The 15,401-nt window shown below is 45.6% G+C and carries 15 protein-coding genes; 13 read left to right on the top strand and 2 right to left on the bottom strand.

Annotation, left to right across the window (positions count from 1 at the left end; genetic code table 11):
- The 4 genes from H5336_RS22460 to H5336_RS22445 form a co-directional block, all read left to right on the top strand.
- Window positions 1–474: TIGR03546 family protein (locus H5336_RS22460; protein ID WP_185236667.1), on the top strand; the 474-nt coding region annotated here is incomplete at its 5' end.
- A 4-nt stretch (window positions 475–478) separates the two neighbouring features.
- The gene (locus H5336_RS22455) at window positions 479–1,264 is read left to right on the top strand and encodes a TIGR03545 family protein (protein WP_185236666.1); all 786 of its coding nucleotides are present in this window, start codon (window positions 479–481) and stop codon (window positions 1,262–1,264) included.
- A gap of 20 nt (window positions 1,265–1,284) precedes the next feature.
- On the top strand, window positions 1,285–1,476 hold the full coding sequence (locus H5336_RS22450; protein ID WP_185236665.1) for a hypothetical protein: 192 nt from the start codon (window positions 1,285–1,287) through the stop codon (window positions 1,474–1,476).
- The gene (locus H5336_RS22445) at window positions 1,437–2,231 is read left to right on the top strand and encodes a hypothetical protein (protein WP_185236664.1); all 795 of its coding nucleotides are present in this window, start codon (window positions 1,437–1,439) and stop codon (window positions 2,229–2,231) included. The genes H5336_RS22450 and H5336_RS22445 overlap by 40 nt, the downstream gene beginning before the upstream one ends.
- A gap of 535 nt (window positions 2,232–2,766) precedes the next feature.
- Here H5336_RS22445 and H5336_RS23540 read toward each other — a convergent pair.
- Complete coding sequence (locus H5336_RS23540) at window positions 2,767–2,898, bottom strand: hypothetical protein (protein WP_281385719.1); 132 nt, start codon at window positions 2,896–2,898, stop codon at window positions 2,767–2,769.
- 985 nt (window positions 2,899–3,883) lie between these two features.
- Between H5336_RS23540 and H5336_RS22440 the strand changes: the two genes are divergently transcribed.
- From H5336_RS22440 to H5336_RS22420, 5 genes are all read left to right on the top strand, one after another.
- Complete coding sequence (locus tag H5336_RS22440; RefSeq protein WP_185236663.1) at window positions 3,884–4,393, top strand: hypothetical protein; 510 nt, start codon at window positions 3,884–3,886, stop codon at window positions 4,391–4,393.
- 138 nt (window positions 4,394–4,531) lie between these two features.
- Entirely contained in the window at window positions 4,532–5,041 is a 510-nt protein-coding gene (locus tag H5336_RS22435; protein ID WP_185236662.1) for a hypothetical protein, read from the top strand.
- 68 nt (window positions 5,042–5,109) lie between these two features.
- Complete coding sequence (locus H5336_RS22430) at window positions 5,110–6,111, top strand: OmpA family protein (protein ID WP_185236661.1); 1,002 nt, start codon at window positions 5,110–5,112, stop codon at window positions 6,109–6,111.
- 110 nt (window positions 6,112–6,221) lie between these two features.
- The gene (locus H5336_RS22425) at window positions 6,222–6,602 is read left to right on the top strand and encodes a hypothetical protein (protein ID WP_185236660.1); all 381 of its coding nucleotides are present in this window, start codon (window positions 6,222–6,224) and stop codon (window positions 6,600–6,602) included.
- Window positions 6,599–7,126 carry a hypothetical protein gene (locus H5336_RS22420; protein WP_185236659.1) on the top strand — a complete coding sequence of 176 codons (528 nt, stop codon included), beginning with the start codon at window positions 6,599–6,601 and terminating at the stop codon, window positions 7,124–7,126. The genes H5336_RS22425 and H5336_RS22420 overlap by 4 nt, the downstream gene beginning before the upstream one ends.
- A gap of 124 nt (window positions 7,127–7,250) precedes the next feature.
- Here the strand turns inward: H5336_RS22420 and H5336_RS22415 are convergent, their stop codons facing one another.
- Complete coding sequence (locus tag H5336_RS22415) at window positions 7,251–9,338, bottom strand: sodium-translocating pyrophosphatase (protein WP_185236658.1); 2,088 nt, start codon at window positions 9,336–9,338, stop codon at window positions 7,251–7,253.
- Window positions 9,339–10,564: 1,226 nt separating this feature from the next.
- On the opposite strand from H5336_RS22415, the gene H5336_RS22410 reads away from it, so the two are divergent.
- From H5336_RS22410 to H5336_RS22395, 4 genes are all read left to right on the top strand, one after another.
- Window positions 10,565–12,844 (top strand): cellulase family glycosylhydrolase, encoded by a 2,280-nt coding sequence (locus H5336_RS22410; protein ID WP_185236657.1) that lies wholly within the window; start codon window positions 10,565–10,567, stop codon window positions 12,842–12,844.
- Between the two features lie 213 nt (window positions 12,845–13,057).
- Window positions 13,058–13,690, top strand: a complete 633-nt coding sequence (locus H5336_RS22405) for a peroxiredoxin-like family protein (RefSeq protein ID WP_185236656.1) — start codon at window positions 13,058–13,060, stop codon at window positions 13,688–13,690.
- 170 nt (window positions 13,691–13,860) lie between these two features.
- A complete protein-coding gene (locus tag H5336_RS22400) occupies window positions 13,861–14,562 on the top strand; it encodes a spondin domain-containing protein (protein WP_185236655.1) in 702 nt (233 codons plus the stop codon).
- A 17-nt stretch (window positions 14,563–14,579) separates the two neighbouring features.
- Complete coding sequence (locus H5336_RS22395; RefSeq protein ID WP_185236654.1) at window positions 14,580–15,299, top strand: spondin domain-containing protein; 720 nt, start codon at window positions 14,580–14,582, stop codon at window positions 15,297–15,299.
- The last annotated feature ends 102 nt before the right edge of the window (window positions 15,300–15,401 follow it).

Raw genomic sequence — 15,401 nt, 5'->3', positions numbered from 1 at the left:
ATCAGCTCAGAAACCAACCCATGGCAGATAGCGTTCGCCATTATGCTTGGCATGATAGTGGGCATCACCCCGCTATACAGGCTGCACAATCTCATTATTTTATTCATTGTGCTGTTTTTTCGTGTGAATATCGCCAGCTTTGTTCTCGCGGTAGCCCTCTTTTCGGGGCTGGCTATGCTTTTCGACCCACTGCTCATCGGTGTAGGGGAAAGCCTGCTTTCTGCGCCATCTGCGCAGGCCTTATGGCAGTCGCTCTACAGCTCTGGCTTGGGCCGCCTCACTCAGTTTAACCACACGTTAACAATGGGTAGTTTGGTCGTGAGCCTAGTGGTGGCTCCTGTCGTTCTGGTGTTAAGTAAACTGCTTATTGTGCAGTATAGAGAAAGATTTTTGTCGGCAATAAGTAAATGGAAAATTGTACAAATGTTACGTGCCAGTACCCTTGTGCAGCGAATGACCGGGCTTGGGGAGTGAAAATATGAAAATGATTCGTTGGAGTGGATTAGGTATTTTTGTTGGGGTTATCGCGCTGCTTATAGCGGTAACACATTTTTTTGTAGACAGCTGGATAGCAAAGGGCATTGAAGCCGTTGCTGGAGATGCCGTAGGAGCAGAGGTAAATGTAAGTAGCGTTAGCCACAGTTATTCACCTTTTGGGGTAACGGTGTCGGGAATTCAAATAACCGATCCGGCCAAGCCAACCCACAACCAAGTACAGCTGGAATCAGTAACAGCAGAAATTGAATTTTTGCCGTTACTAATGAAAAAAATCATAATTGATGAATTGGCCGTGACGGGCGTTCGCTTTGATAGTCAGCGTAGCAAGGCTGGTGAGGTATACCTGCCGGTGGAAAGTGATGCCCCTGAAGAGGCTGAAACCGGTATGGGGTTCGATGTGAAGTTGCCCTCGGTTGATGAGGTGATAGCGAAAATACCACTGCAGACCGACAAAGCGAAAGAAGCAGTAAAAGCTAGCTATTCAGCTCACGACGCAAAACTAAAAGAACAGTTCTCACAGCTTCCCGATGAGAAAGTTCTCCAGGATTACAGCGATAAAATTAAACAGTTAACCGAAAAAGATTACAAAAATCCCGAAGACTTATTAGCCGCTCAAAATGAATTTAAATCGTTAAAAAAATCGCTTAATGCTGAAAAAAGTAAGATCAATAATTTTCGCAAAAGTGCAAAAGACGCCTCAGGCAGACTTATCAAAAATATTGCGGCATTGCAAACAGCTACTAGGGTGAAGATTACAACACGCTAAAGGGAATGCTGGCCGGCGATATGGCAGCACTTTCCGAAATTACAGCGTTAGTTTTTGGCGAGCAGGCCAGAGCGTGGAGTAAACGCCTATTGTCAGCGTATGAGTTGGTAGTACCAATGCTGGAGAGTAAAAAAGAAGTGGAGCAAGTAAAAGGCCGGGAAGAGGGCGCTGGGTGGAATTTACAGATGCCAGTGCACTACCCGACTTTTTAATTCGGAAAGCGGATGTGTCGCTGGAATGGCAAGGTCAGGGTTTTAACTCTAATTGGAAGGATATAACAACCGATCACGACATTCTTGGTCGTGCGACTACGTTTTCTGTGGATTCAAAGAATACTGCCGCATGGCAGTCACTGGCGGTGAACGGTGACTTCTGGCTGGCTGCAACGGGTTTAAAAGCTAATCAAAATTGGAACCTACAAAAAGTGCTGTTAGACCAACTGCCACTGCTCAGCGAAAATGTATTGAATGGCGAACTGACAAAAGCAAGTCTAAATAGTGTGGGGGCTCTTAAAATTACCGACGGCTTACTGGATGGTAAGGGGGTTATCAATTTGGTTGACATGGTGCTGAAAATGGAGGGTACCAACAAGTTCACCGAGGGCGTTGCAGATACGCTTAACCAATTGACCAGTCTAAAAATGGATGCCGGTATTGCTGGTGTACTGGATAACCCTGACTTTTCACTAGGGTCGGATTTGGACAAAAAGATACGCGACTCGATGATGGCGAGTGCGGGCTCAGAAGGCCGGAAGAAATTAGACGAGCTTCAGAAGAAGCTGGGGTTAAGGGCAGGCGAGGAAAAGGGCGAAGGTAATGCAAAACTTGGAGATTGGAGCAAGCTGCAGGATCTTGCCGATGGCAAGAGTGAATCCGTCGAAGAAATGTCGAAAGCTAAGTTCGAAGGCGAGTTGGATAAGCAAAAGAATGAACTTGAGGATAAGCTCCGAAAGAAACTATTTAATTAAATGACGACGCGCTTACCTTTTCTGATGGCGCCCGAGTCTGGGGTGGCGCGAGGAGTGGATCAACTTGAGGGCATATTTTCATGAATTCGTACCTAAGTTGCCTTGGGAAATTCATTTTTATTAACAGCGAGTTAGGAAGCCACTGAGTAAGTAGAAATTAAGGGAATTTATCCGTAAGAATGAATGCTGAGGGCTTACTGGGCATCGAAGTGCCATAAATTAAAGAGAGAGAATTCCTTAATACACCTAGAGTGCAGCGGAATAACTGAGAGGTAGGCTGAGACACATCTATTGTGTTGAGTTGCACTTGGAGTACGGAGGTCAATTAATAACGGTTAAAATCGACTTGTAATTGCGGGCTTCAGATTGTGCACAGCTATCTGTGTACGTAGGAGGTGGATTGGCGCAGGAAGCTTAAGCCGAAAGGTCTCTGAGGTTCCCTAACATGAAGTTTGGAGCTCGTTGGTAGCAAAATTATCGTATTAAAGGGTAAATGAATTTTTATACAATACAAAAAGCTAAGAATGGTAAATGCTTAGTGTCCGTCAAAGTGGTGCAAGTCTAGTGTCACTTCGGCCGCTGTTTCACCATCATGTACTCGCTGCACGGCTATCTTACGAATTAAATGCTGTTTTTCTGTACAAAGTTTTTTTGCGTCGTTTTTCATGACGTTTACTTTACAGGCTTTAAGTGACGCGTACTGATTATTAGTGGCCTGCTAGTATATGAACAATTAAGAGCAATGCCAAGGTAGCATGCCCGTATGTTTTCTTTGCTTGATCTCGTTCTAGATATAACCTTAATCGGTTTTTGAGGTTCAGCGAGTTGATCAACAGCTGGAAAATAACCAGCCCCCCCAAAAAAAAACGATGCATTTTTTATTTTTATTACAAATCTTATGTGTTTTATAACTCACTCAGGGTAAATTCCAGAACAAATCAAAAAACTGCGCTTGAGACTTTATTTTTAGGTGCTAGATGAGGGTTTTTTGGCTGCTTATGTACCTATAAAGATTATGTGACCGCAGGCATTAAAGTCTGAACTGAAAATTTTGAATTTCAAATCAAGCAAGCACTAAAATGTACAAATGGTAAGGTAGCAGTGATTGGTGACGATATGGGAAGAGTGAAGGAAGTTGACAGTGAACTAAATGGTAATTAAGTTTACGGCGTAATTTTTACCGATAAGTCGTTAAACGGAAAGGTGTATAAAATCGATGGCGTTGACTGCAATGTTGATATTTTTTTGTTCGTATGACGAGCAAAAAAATATATAGGGGAGGCCTTGATACAAATTATTTCGTAGCAAAGGATATGCCGTATACGGTAATGTACAAGTTGAATGAACAAGGGGTTAAGAGGTTAAGAGGTTAAGAGGTTAAGAGGTTAAGAGGTTAAGAGGTTAAGGGGTTAAGAGGTTAAGGGGTTAAGGGGTTAAGGGGTTAAGGGGTTAAGGGGTTAAGGGGTTAAGGGGTTAAGGGATGAGGGGTATACCATCATTGGACCTTGGTTCTGATAAAAGTAGTGTTTTTTATGATATGGAGACGGCTGCCGTAGGCTGGGATTGACGTAATTTTTATGGTTTACGGATAGCTATATTGTTTGTTTGTATTTTCTCGCTTATTGCAGAATTGTGGGGTCAGAATTATAAATATGAGTGAGCTTGAATTTTTACGGGAATTGTATTCTTTTGTCTGCGAAGAGCTAGATTTACGCGTTATGAAACTGGATTCTCGTTTCGTTTTGGACAAAAAGGAATTACGTACACCCTCGGATAAGACTGCCGGTGACGTTTCTTTGTTTCGATTGCCGACTGCCGTTGACGTGGTTTACCTAAAGTCAAATTCTAAAGTGAAATTATTGATTAGTATTTCTCTTTATGATTTTGATGACTCTGGTCGAGGGAATGTTGGTTTGTTAATGTATGATAAAAATGGCCATGGTGAAAACATAAACGATTGGCTGGTTTACCGTGAGACATTATCTGAAGTAGATTCCCTGAATTTTAACCATTTTGATCGTGTGAACTATAGAGAGTCAATTCCGGAGGTTCTTGATTGTGTTTTTGACCCCCTTCAGAATGAATTCAAGGAGGTGGTAGAAGGAACAAAAGAGGGGTTGCCGTATAGCATACCGAAAAAAGATTGGCGTGACGGATACTAGCGGATGATTGCAGTAGAAACAGTAGAAACATTAGAAACATTAGCAATATGGCAAAGCTCTCGACAATAAGCAGAGATTCTGGCTAGCGGACATTATGACACCCCTTATAATTCGTATACTGATGGAGTAATTTTAACTATGGATGAACGTGTTTTTTTGCAGGAGTTCTATTCTTTTGTCTGCGAAGAGCTAGATTTACGCGTTATGAAACTGGATTCTCGTTTCGTTTTGGACAAAAAGGAATTACGTACACCCTCGGATAAGACTGCCGGTGACGTTTCTTTGTTCCGATTGCCGACTGCCGTTGACGTGGTTTACCTAAAGTCAAATTCTAAAGTGAAATTATTGATTAGTATTTCTCTTTATGATTTTGATGACTCTGGTCGAGGGAATGTTCGTTTGTTAATGTATGATAAAAATGGCCATGGTGAAAGCATAAACGATTGGCTGGTTTACCGTGAGACATTATCTGAAGTAGATTCCCGGAATTTGAACTATTTTGATCGTGTGAACTATAGAGAATCAATTCCGGAGGTTCTTGATTGTGTTTTTGACCCCCTTCAGAATGAATTCAAGGAGGTGGTAGAAGGAACAAAAGAGGGGTTGCCGTATAGCATACCGAAAAAAGATTGGCGTGACGGATACTAACAAATGACAGAAACAGAAATATTTCCGTATTTTTTTATAGAAGGCCTCAGGTATAACGGTATACAGTAATGACAATGAAACGGTTGGCTTCTCTTTTTTTTACTTTTACGTTGGCGGTGGTTTCTCACACAGGTTCTGCCCAAGCGACTAACGATTTACCCGGTGGTTCAGATTTGCCATTAGTGGGGCGCTACCCTAACAGTATTATTAGTGGCTACTTCGAGAAAGAATTCGACAGCACACTATTCCCGCTTACACTTAACTCAAAAAAAGATCGTAAAAGCTTTGAGAGTCAGCAGGTGGAAGGGACGAGGCAGGTTGTTATTTACGATGTGAATCCTGCCGTAGAAAACAATACGTTGAAGGTTTATAAATCTATTCTTTTTAAGTTGCAGAAGTCTGGTTTCAAGGCGGCGGTTAGTTGTTCTGCTCAGGTGGAAGGCTGTGGTAGTTTCTTCGTTAGAAAAATATATTCAAAGTACGAGATGTCGCAGTACTTTTCTGGTTTTAAGGAGTTTGTAAACCTTAATGCAGGAGCCGTGCACCTTTATAGTGGTAGCCTCTCCAAAGACGGGAGCGAGTATTTTCTTAAAGTTGTGGTGGCACAATCAAAGTATGCGCGCTTTATTCAATATTCTATAGATTTAACAAAGGTTGCGAATTTACAGACGAAGGAACTGGTGCTTACCACCGAGCGTGTCGAAGACGGTATTGCGAGTAAGGGCAAGGTAGTGTTGTCTGGGTTGTATTTCGAGCATAACAGTACTGCGTTAACGGATGAGTCTAGGTCTTCTTTGGTTGTAATTGCCGAGTATTTGAAAAAGCACAAAGGCGAAAAGTATGTAGTCGTTGGGCATACGGATGCCCTTGGCGGTTATGATTATAACCTCCAGCTTTCGGCGGGCCGATCTGAATCGGTTTTGAGCGCTTTAGTAAAAGACTACGGTGTTAGTGGGCATAGCTTAAAATCGTTTGGCGCATCTTATATTTTGCCAGTAGCCAGTAATGTGAATACTACCGGGCGCGCTAATAATCGGCGCGTAGAATTGGTTAAGGTTGATAAGTTTTGATAAAGTTAAATCTTTTTTACCGAGTAGTAAGTGTAGTCAATTGTATATTTCTGGTCTTTTTGTCGACTTCGGTTGTTGGTGATAATGAAGTTTATGGTCAGGTTTCGAAAATGCAAAAGGTTTTTACACCTTTGCAGGAGTCGGGAGCGCGTATACTGAAAATATACACGGATCACTTTGAGGTGAACTCGCCGGAAAAGACGGAGTCCATTTCCCCTGCTACCGCCGAACTTGTGCAGCGTGAAGCGGCTGTTTTTTTTTCATTGTATGATAATGTAATTCAGGAGGCGGCTATAACTATGCTTGGTGCGGGTTCAGCGGCCTGTGTTAAAGCACTTGCTAGGTTAAAGCTAAAGCTAGTCGAGCCGCTAAAAAATCAAACCCAGAGTAAGCTGGAGGTAAGAGTAGGTTATAGTAATAATTTCGCTTTTTCATTTTTGGCTGTGTCTCAAGGGGTTTCGCGGACGCTTATGAATAAGGATTGCAAATGAATAGAGTGTTGGCGAAAGAATTTGCTGGGGTGGTGTTGGTGGGTGCGCTGTGGCTGTCTTTCCCTGTAGCCCAAGCGCTAGATTATCATGCGAGTTTCGAGAAGCTTGCGGATAGCGTGTTTATCGGCGCCGACACACTGGGTGTAACGCTTGAAAAGGTGGGCGAGCGGGCAGCTGCCGGGTTGGATGCGGGAGTGGATGCACAAATGACGGTAACAGAGCAGAAAGCTGTGGTTTCCAGTGCGCGTTCGGTTCAGCGGGCAATACAGCAGGCGGTGGACTTTTCTCATTCTATGTTGGAGGTTAGCGTCAGTCGAGATGTATGCGTACAACACATTATCGAAGTGGAGCAGCAGCTCACTGATAATAATGCGGTGTTGGCTGCTTTTGCTAAATTGAATGTTGCTGGAAAGGATAATGCGAAAGCGTACGATGCCCTTGCGATGGATTTTTTGAGTTTTCCGTTAGCGGCAAGTAAGGCGGTTACCGGTATGCTTTCAAGCTGTGCGCTAATTGAAGGTTAGGCTACTCGTAGTGTTATTTTGGGTAGATCAATTTATTCTTTCAGGCTCACCTAGCCTCTAAAAAAGCCACCCAAAAAAAAGCCAGCTGTATCTAGCTGGCTTTTTTGTTGGGTGGCGTTTGTGTTTAGGCAATAATCGCCAGTAGTAAAATAGCCACAATATTAGTGATTTTGATCATGGGGTTAATGGCGGGCCCTGCTGTGTCTTTGTAGGGGTCGCCAACGGTATCGCCTGTTATCGCTGCATTATGAGCTTCAGAACCTTTGCCACCGTGGGCGCCGTCTTCAATCAGCTTTTTGGTGTTATCCCAAGCACCGCCACCGGAGGTCATGGAAATGGCTACGAACAGACCGGTTACGATAGTACCCAGTAGCATTGCGCCTAGAGCCGAGAAGGCTGCGGCTTCACCCGCAACTAGCGATACCACCAAATACATGACAATGGGCGCCAGTACCGGCAGTAGAGACGGAATGATCATCTCTCGAATGGCTGTTTTGGTGAGCATGTCTACGCAGGCACCGTATTCGGGTTTGGCTGTTCCTTCGAGTACACCGGGCAACTTGAATTGCCGACGCACTTCAGTCACAACCTCACCGCCTGCACGACCAACAGCTTGCATGGCGATAGAACCAAACAGGTAGGGTAATAGGCCGCCAATAAACAGACCGACGACTACATAGGGGTCAGAGAGCGTAAAGGTAACCTCCAAGTCTGGAAAATAGTGCTGTAAATCTTCGGTATACGCGGTGAAGAGTACGAGTGCAGCTAAACCGGCGGAACCAATGGCGTAACCTTTGGTGATGGCTTTTGTGGTGTTACCTACGGCATCCAACGCATCGGTGATTTTGCGAACTTCTTCGGGTAAATCAGCCATTTCGGCAATACCGCCCGCATTATCGGTGACGGGCCCAAAAGCATCGAGCGCAACAACCATACCGGCTAATGCCAGCATAGTTGTGGCCGCAATGGAGATACCGTAAAGGCCCGCAAAGATGTGCGAAGCTATGATGCCAGCGCAGATAACCAACACGGGCAGAGCGGTCGATTCCATGGAAATAGCGAGGCCCTGAATAACGTTGGTACCGTGGCCCGTGCGAGAGGCCTCGGCAATTACCCTAACCGGGCGATGATTGGTGCCGGTGTAATAGTCGGTAATGACCACAATCAAGGCCGTAACGATTAAGCCGGTTATGGCACAGCTCACGAGTGAGAGGCCGGTCAGCCCGGTAGCGGTATCGATAACGTTGTGGAAGCCAAACTGCCACCAGGTTGTGCCAACAATTAACAGGCCGGAAAGAACTGCGCAACCGACAAAGCCTTTATACAGAGCGCCCATAATACTTTGACTCTTACCAAGTCGAACAAAGGCGGTAGATATCACTGAAGCAAAAATACAGACAGCGCCGATCAGTAATGGATACATCATCAGCTCTGTACGGATTTCGCCGGTAAAGAAAAGTGCGCCCAGTAGCATGGTGGCTACAATGGTCACAACATAGGTTTCAAACAGGTCCGCAGCCATACCCGCGCAGTCACCCACGTTGTCGCCTACGTTATCGGCTATTACGGCTGGGTTGCGGGGGTCGTCTTCGGGAATACCGGCTTCAATTTTTCCCGAAAGGTCTGCGCCAACATCGGCACCTTTGGTAAAAATGCCGCCGCCGAGGCGGGCAAATATTGATATGAGTGAAGCGCCGAAGCCAAGTGACACGAGTGCTTCCATTATGTGGCGTGTACCTTCATCTGTGGAGACGTCGAATTGCTGCTGCAGCACAATGTAATAAACCGTCATTCCAAACAGTGCTAGCGCGACAACCAGCATGCCCGTTACGGAGCCAGATTTGAATGCTACCGATAAAGCTTCTTTAAGCCCAGAGCTGCGGGCGGCTTCAGCTGTTCGCACATTTGCACGTACGGATACGAACATACCAATGTAGCCAGCAACACCGGAAAGAATTGCGCCGATAAAGTAACCAACGGCAGCCCAGATATTGAGTAAAACCCCCAGAATAATGCCTACGATTATGCCGACCACGGCGATTGTGGCGTACTGCCGGTTTAAGAAAGCTTTTGCTCCTTCTTGTACTGCTCCTGCTATTTCCAACATACGCTCGGTACCGCTAGGCGATACCAAAATAGAGCGCGTGGCATAAATGCCATAAAGTAAGGCAAATACGACAGCGCCAAAAATGACTGCGTAGGTGATGGACATACGGATATCCTCCAGTTTTTTATTAGGATTTTTTAGGAAACTCGTTTGCGATAAGTACTCTGCGGTGCACAGAACCCTTATGCGCATCCTATCACTTGCAAATGGTGCTTTATCTCGGTTGGATCAAAGTGGCCGCGTACAACTGGTCAGGCCAAATAATGGTGTGTGATATGTAAAGTCCCCCAAACCCAGTATAGACGCCGTTATAGAAATCGTGAATAACGAAATGCAGTCAGTGAATTCGAAGGGTATAAAGGCCTGGGTGGGAGAACAGTAGAATCAATATAATGTTAAATATGAAAATCAAATCCTGGCTTTTACTATGTATAGCCTTCTTTTGAGTGATGTTGGCGCCAAAATCGCCTTTTGGTGTTGGTGAGTCGAGTAGAGCTAAAAAAGTGGCGGTTACGCTATGAGCGATTAACGGGGTGTTGGCAGTGTTTGGTGTAATGATATTCGCTAAATGGGTTAACTGATTATGAACTCAATCGGTTAAGCCGTTACTTTTGTTGCCAGTAAAAATCATCTGAAAAAGAAATTTTGCGAGCGCTCCTTCATTTCGATTTGGAATAGATGGTAAATAAACTAATAACAAATAGTGGTCTATTCGACATTATTTGTGCTTCGAGCTACGCTTACCCAAATTAAATATAGTAGTATGTCTGTGGTTAGTGAGTTTATTCACTTCGGCACTAGACATTGGTATTAGGGTTGTGGTTTTTTTCTAAAACGAATGTTTAGTAACTGAGGTTTTTACGGATTTGTTAACTAAATGAGAATAATAAGAATAGTATTTGATTTCGAAAAATTATAATTAGCCTGTAAGGGTATACATTCATGTTTGTGAAGACGTTCAAATCGTCCTTTTGTTGTATAAGTTTTACATGGGGTTTTCCCCAATAATCGAAATACTTTATTTTCTCATCATCAGAAACTCCTAGGGATGCGGTTGCTCTTTTTCCGCAGCTTTGGGTCGGCAAAGGATAAAACTCTTTTATTTAATGACTAGTAGTTCATGACTTGAGGAGTTCCGCTGGCTGCGCACAAAAGAAATAAAAATAATTTAGCGTGGAAAATGTTAAGGATAACTTCAGCAAGAATCACTTGCTGAGCTTTACATTGAACGGTGAGCGACTGTACGCGCCGAAACTATTACAGTTAGGCTGCGAGTGAGTATGTTCAATAAAAATAAAAGTTCCATTTTCGGGTTAGGAGAAAAAATTAGAATGATCCTTAAAAAAAGCAAAGGCTTAAGACTTGCTACGATTCTGGGTCTGGGTATTACTGCGTCCGTAGCGGGCGCAGGTGCACAGGCGGCAGATTGTAGTTATGTTATTTCGAACGAATGGAGTACTGGATTTACCGGTGCTATTCGTATAACCAATACCGGCTCTACAGCAATTAACGGCTGGGAAGTCAACTGGCAGTATAATACCAATACTGTTACCAACGCTTGGAATGCCAACTTAAGCGGTGCATACACGGCAACCCCTTTCGGTTGGAACAGTAGCATTGCTCCAAACCAAACGGTTGAGTTTGGTTTTCAGGGAAACACCAACGGTGGTAGCGTTGAAACTCCTGTTGTGACCGGTGATGTTTGTTCTGACAGCTCCAGCAGTTCTTCAAGCAGCAGCTCTAGCAGCAGTTCTAGCTCCAGCTCTTCAAGCAGCAGCTCCAGCTCTAGCTCCAGCTCCAGCTCTAGCAGTTCTTCTTCAAGTAGCTCCAGCTCTTCAAGCAGCTCTAGCTCTTCAAGTAGCTCTAGCTCTTCAAGTAGCTCTAGCAGTTCAAGCTCCTCTTCAAGCAGCTCTAGCAGTTCAAGTTCAGTAGGTGGAATTTGTGACGGCGTAAATGTATACCCTAACTGGACATCGAAAGATTGGGCCGGCGGTGCATACAACCACGCTGAAGGCGGCGACCAGATGGTTCATCAGGACGTGCTTTATCAGGCGAACTGGTACACGAATTCTGTTCCTGGAAGCGATGGAACTTGGTCTACCATAGGTGCTTGTGGTGATACCAGCTCCAGCTCCAGCAGCAGCTCTTCCTCTAGCTCTTCAAGCAGCTCCAGTTCTGATGGTTCTAGTTCTAGTTCTAGCTCCAGCTCAAGTACGCCAAGTGGCAATGCACTTTTCCGTGTAGATTCCTCTGGTAATGTTACCAAGAACGGAGATCGCTTCCCTGTTCGTTGTGGTAGCTGGTTTGGTCTCGAAGGGCGTCACGAGCCATCAGACGATTCTGCCAACCCAAGCGGTGCACCAATGGAACTTTATATTGGCAACACCTTCTGGGCGAACAACCACGATCGAACCATGCAGCAGACTATGGATGAGATTACTGACCGTGGAATCAACGTAATTCGCTTCCCTGTGGTGCCGCAAACACTGGATCCTAACGATCCTCAAGGTAAGGGTTCTGTATTGAAGAACTACGAGCCTATGCGTCAAGACAATGCCCGTCAGGCAATGGAAGACTTCATCATACTGGCAGACCAAAACGGTTTGGAAGTGATGCTCGATATTCACTCTTGTTCAAACTACGTTGGCTGGCGTGCAGGTCGATTCGACGCGCGTCCTCCTTATGCTGATAACGACCGTGACGATTACGACTTCTACCGTGAAGATTCTTCTTGTGCGTCTTCAAATAACCCTGCTGGCGTAACGCGCATTCAGGCTTATGATAAGTCGAAGTGGTTGAACAACCTGCGTGAGCTCGCAGGCCTGTCTGAGCAGTTGGGTGTTGATAACATTATCGGTATTGATATTTTCAACGAGCCCTACGATTACACTTGGGAAGACTGGAAAACGCATATTGAAGATGCTTACACCGCTATTCAGGAAGTGAATCCTAACCTACTGATTTTTGCACAGGGTATTTCTGGCAACGCTAACGCGCAGGACGGAACACCTGAGAGTAAAGATCCAGTTGAGCACGGTGACGAGTTCTCTAACCCGAACTGGGGTGAGAATCTTTATCCCGCCGCCAACGATATGCCTGACATCCCTAAGTCTCAGTTAGTATGGTCGCCACACACCTACGGCCCATCCGTGTTCGTACAGCGTATGTTTATGGACCCATCACAGCCAGAGTGTGAGGGTCTCGAAGGTGACGGTGCCGGTGATGCTGATTGTAACATCGTAATTAATCCAGAATTGCTGCGCCCAGGTTGGGAAGAACACTTTGGTTATTTGCGTGACATGGGCTACGCCGTTGTTGTAGGTGAGTTCGGTGGTCACTTGAACTGGCCAGAAGGTTCAAGCATTCGTGATATCAACCGTTGGGGTCACATTACCGACAACGTTGATGAACAATGGCAGAGTGCGTTTGTAGACTACATGGCTGAGAAAAATATCGAAGCTTGTTACTGGTCTATTAACCCAGAGTCTGGCGACACTGGTGGTCTCTACAATAGTAGTTACGACCCAATCAGCAATAAAACTGATTGGGGTGTATGGACTACGCCAAACGCAACCAAGTGGGGCATGCTGAACCGTCTCTGGGGTATGTAATCTCAGATAGGTTTGTAGTATGAGTATGGCCGGGGCTGACTTATCAGCCCCGGTTTTTTTTGTGCGTGAGAAAAGTGACTTCTAGTGGGCGCATGTTGCTATTTCGCCATGGCGATAGCGGAGATTCATCGAAATAGCACGGGTAGGAAAGGAGCTTCTCTTTTAACGATGATCTACACTGTCAGCACACCGGCCACTGATGGAGCTGCTACCATGCCTCGATTACACGAATTGTGTTTCTTTTTAGTGTTTGCACTCTTTGCTCATACCCTTCATGCAAGCGATCCCTTAGTACCCAGGAAAGCGGAGGATGTTCAGCCCATAGCGGTTGGAGCCCAGCTTCCGAGCTTTACATTTGTTACCGCAGACGAAAAGCCATTCCAGCTGGATGACGCAATAAAGCAGTCGCCGGTACTGCTGGTTATTTATCGTGGTAGCTGGTGCCCTTACTGCAATACCCATTTGGCCGAGTTGAGAAAAATCGAAAAAAACATTGCCGAACTCGGCATTCAGATGTTTGCCATAAGCCCCGACCTACCAAAATATTTGCGTGAAACGGGTGATAAACACAACCCGGCTTATACATTATTGTCGGATAGTAAAATGGTGGCGGCAAAGGCGCTGGGATTGGCATTTAAGGTGGACAGCGCAACGCGGCAGAAATATAAAACGTATGATATTGATCTGCAGCGTAATTCCGGTGAGCAGCATCACCTGCTACCGGTGCCGGCGGCCATTCTTGTTGATAAGACAAAAAAAGTGAATTTTATTTTCTACGCGCCAGATTACAAAAGCCGTATCGATAATGGCGTGTTGTTGGCGGCCGCTAAGGCAATGATGGAATAACCTATTTGTAGGTGTGTGTTGGGTATTGTATTTAGGTTAGACCGTTACTGGGTGAGTCGCGGCCTTCCTGAGCAAACCCTTATCTGTGATAAAAAATTGATAATTTCGTGATTAATGCTTGAAGTTGGCTGTATATCCTTCCTTGTACTTTAACCAAGCGAGGACACATCATGAACATCAAGCACCTTTTCTATTCTTTCATTCTTGGGCTTTTGGCTAATGGCGCTTCAGCCGCTACGATTTCAGTAAAAATTACCAACTTAACTCAGGGTATTTATTTTACGCCGCTGCTGGTTACCTCTCATGGGGACACGATGCATTATTATTCACTGGGCGATGACGCCAGCGATGCACTGCAGGCAATGGCAGAGGGCGGTGATTTTAGCGGTCTAGTCACTCAAGCGGCTGCAATGGGTGGCGTTAATATCGAAAACCCGGCTGAAGGTTTGCTCATGCCCGGCACTTCTACTCTGGCGAGTGACTGGGATACGGGGGATAACGACCATCTGAGTATTGTTGCGATGCTATTGCCCACCAACGACGGTTTTGTTGGCCTTGATGCATGGCCTATTCCTGCTGCTGCAGGTTCCTACACCATATTGCTGAACGGATACGATGCAGGAACAGAAGCCAATAACGAGCTGGTAGTAGACGGCGGTGGTGCACCGGGCATGTTAGGTATACCCGCTAACCCCGGCGGAAATGGTGGTACCGGTGGAGTAGGTGTTACGACCGAAGAGGGCAATAGTCGTGTTCATATTCATCGGGGAAACCTGGGGGATAGCAGCGCTGTCGGTGGTAGTAGTGATATCGATAGCCGTGTTCATCGCTGGTTAAACCCGGTCGCGAAAGTTACCGTAACCGTTCACTAACATAAGGGGAGATAGCAATGAACAGTTTAAAAAATCTTACTTTGTTAGTGGGGATTGCCGTTTTTTCGTTACTTACTGCCTGTGGTGGCGATGGTAAAGATGGCGGTTTCGAGCCAACAACCGAGCCTACGGTCGAACCGATGAGAAGCTTTACTTTTCGGTTAATTAACACCACCCACGCACAGCCCCTCTCACCTCCAGCACTGGTGATTCACGAGCAGGGTAGCGTAGCGTGGGAGGTTGGTTCTCCGGCTAGTGCAGGTTTGGAAGTATTGGCCGAATCGGGTGGTACCGGCGGTTTTATCGCAGAAACTACCGCGTTGGCGTCTTTAGCGGGCAGTGAATTGATATTGCCTGGTCAAAGCGCGAGTTATAGGTTGGAAGTAATGGATGCAAACAACTTGAGCCTCACCGTGGCCGCTATGCTGGTGAATACCAATGATGCGTTTACGGGTATGAGTGACTGGTCGCTTGGGGAGATGGTAGTGGGGGAAAGCATGGAGGTGCTGGCGCCTATTTATGATGCTGGTACCGAGGCTAATAGCGAATCAACAGACTCTATTCCCGGCCCGGCAGCAGGGGGAGAAGGCCATAATGTAACACGAGATGATGTGGGTTTTGTTGCTCGGCATTCTGGTGTTGTAACGGCGGCAGATGGCTTGGACAATTCGGCATTGAACCAAGCCCATCGTTTTGATAATGGTGCGTTATTAATTAACGTCACTCGCACCCAGTAATAGTTAGTTGAGTTAGTGACCATGCGGAAAATTAGCGTACTCATTGCAATGTTGTTTTGTGAAGCCCTGTGTCGGAAAGACCTGAAATAGGCCACTATTTCT

The sequence above is a fragment of the Teredinibacter franksiae genome (assembly GCF_014218805.1).
GTDB classification, from domain to species: domain Bacteria; phylum Pseudomonadota; class Gammaproteobacteria; order Pseudomonadales; family Cellvibrionaceae; genus Teredinibacter; species Teredinibacter franksiae.
This window is presented reverse-complemented; position numbering and strand designations above follow the sequence as displayed.

Coding starts and splice junctions, on each gene's coding strand:
- H5336_RS22405 (WP_185236656.1), top strand. CDS start 13,058: ATGCCTCGATTACACGAATTGTGTTTCTTTTTAGTGTTTGCACTCTTT.
- H5336_RS22395 (WP_185236654.1), top strand. CDS start 14,580: ATGAACAGTTTAAAAAATCTTACTTTGTTAGTGGGGATTGCCGTTTTT.
- H5336_RS22400 (WP_185236655.1), top strand. CDS start 13,861: ATGAACATCAAGCACCTTTTCTATTCTTTCATTCTTGGGCTTTTGGCT.
- H5336_RS22430 (WP_185236661.1), top strand. CDS start 5,110: ATGACAATGAAACGGTTGGCTTCTCTTTTTTTTACTTTTACGTTGGCG.
- H5336_RS22435 (WP_185236662.1), top strand. CDS start 4,532: ATGGATGAACGTGTTTTTTTGCAGGAGTTCTATTCTTTTGTCTGCGAA.
- H5336_RS22455 (WP_185236666.1), top strand. CDS start 479: ATGAAAATGATTCGTTGGAGTGGATTAGGTATTTTTGTTGGGGTTATC.
- H5336_RS23540 (WP_281385719.1), bottom strand. CDS start 2,898: ATGAAAAACGACGCAAAAAAACTTTGTACAGAAAAACAGCATTTAATT.
- H5336_RS22450 (WP_185236665.1), top strand. CDS start 1,285: ATGGCAGCACTTTCCGAAATTACAGCGTTAGTTTTTGGCGAGCAGGCC.
- H5336_RS22440 (WP_185236663.1), top strand. CDS start 3,884: ATGAGTGAGCTTGAATTTTTACGGGAATTGTATTCTTTTGTCTGCGAA.
- H5336_RS22415 (WP_185236658.1), bottom strand. CDS start 9,338: ATGTCCATCACCTACGCAGTCATTTTTGGCGCTGTCGTATTTGCCTTA.
- H5336_RS22410 (WP_185236657.1), top strand. CDS start 10,565: ATGATCCTTAAAAAAAGCAAAGGCTTAAGACTTGCTACGATTCTGGGT.
- H5336_RS22420 (WP_185236659.1), top strand. CDS start 6,599: ATGAATAGAGTGTTGGCGAAAGAATTTGCTGGGGTGGTGTTGGTGGGT.
- H5336_RS22425 (WP_185236660.1), top strand. CDS start 6,222: ATGCAAAAGGTTTTTACACCTTTGCAGGAGTCGGGAGCGCGTATACTG.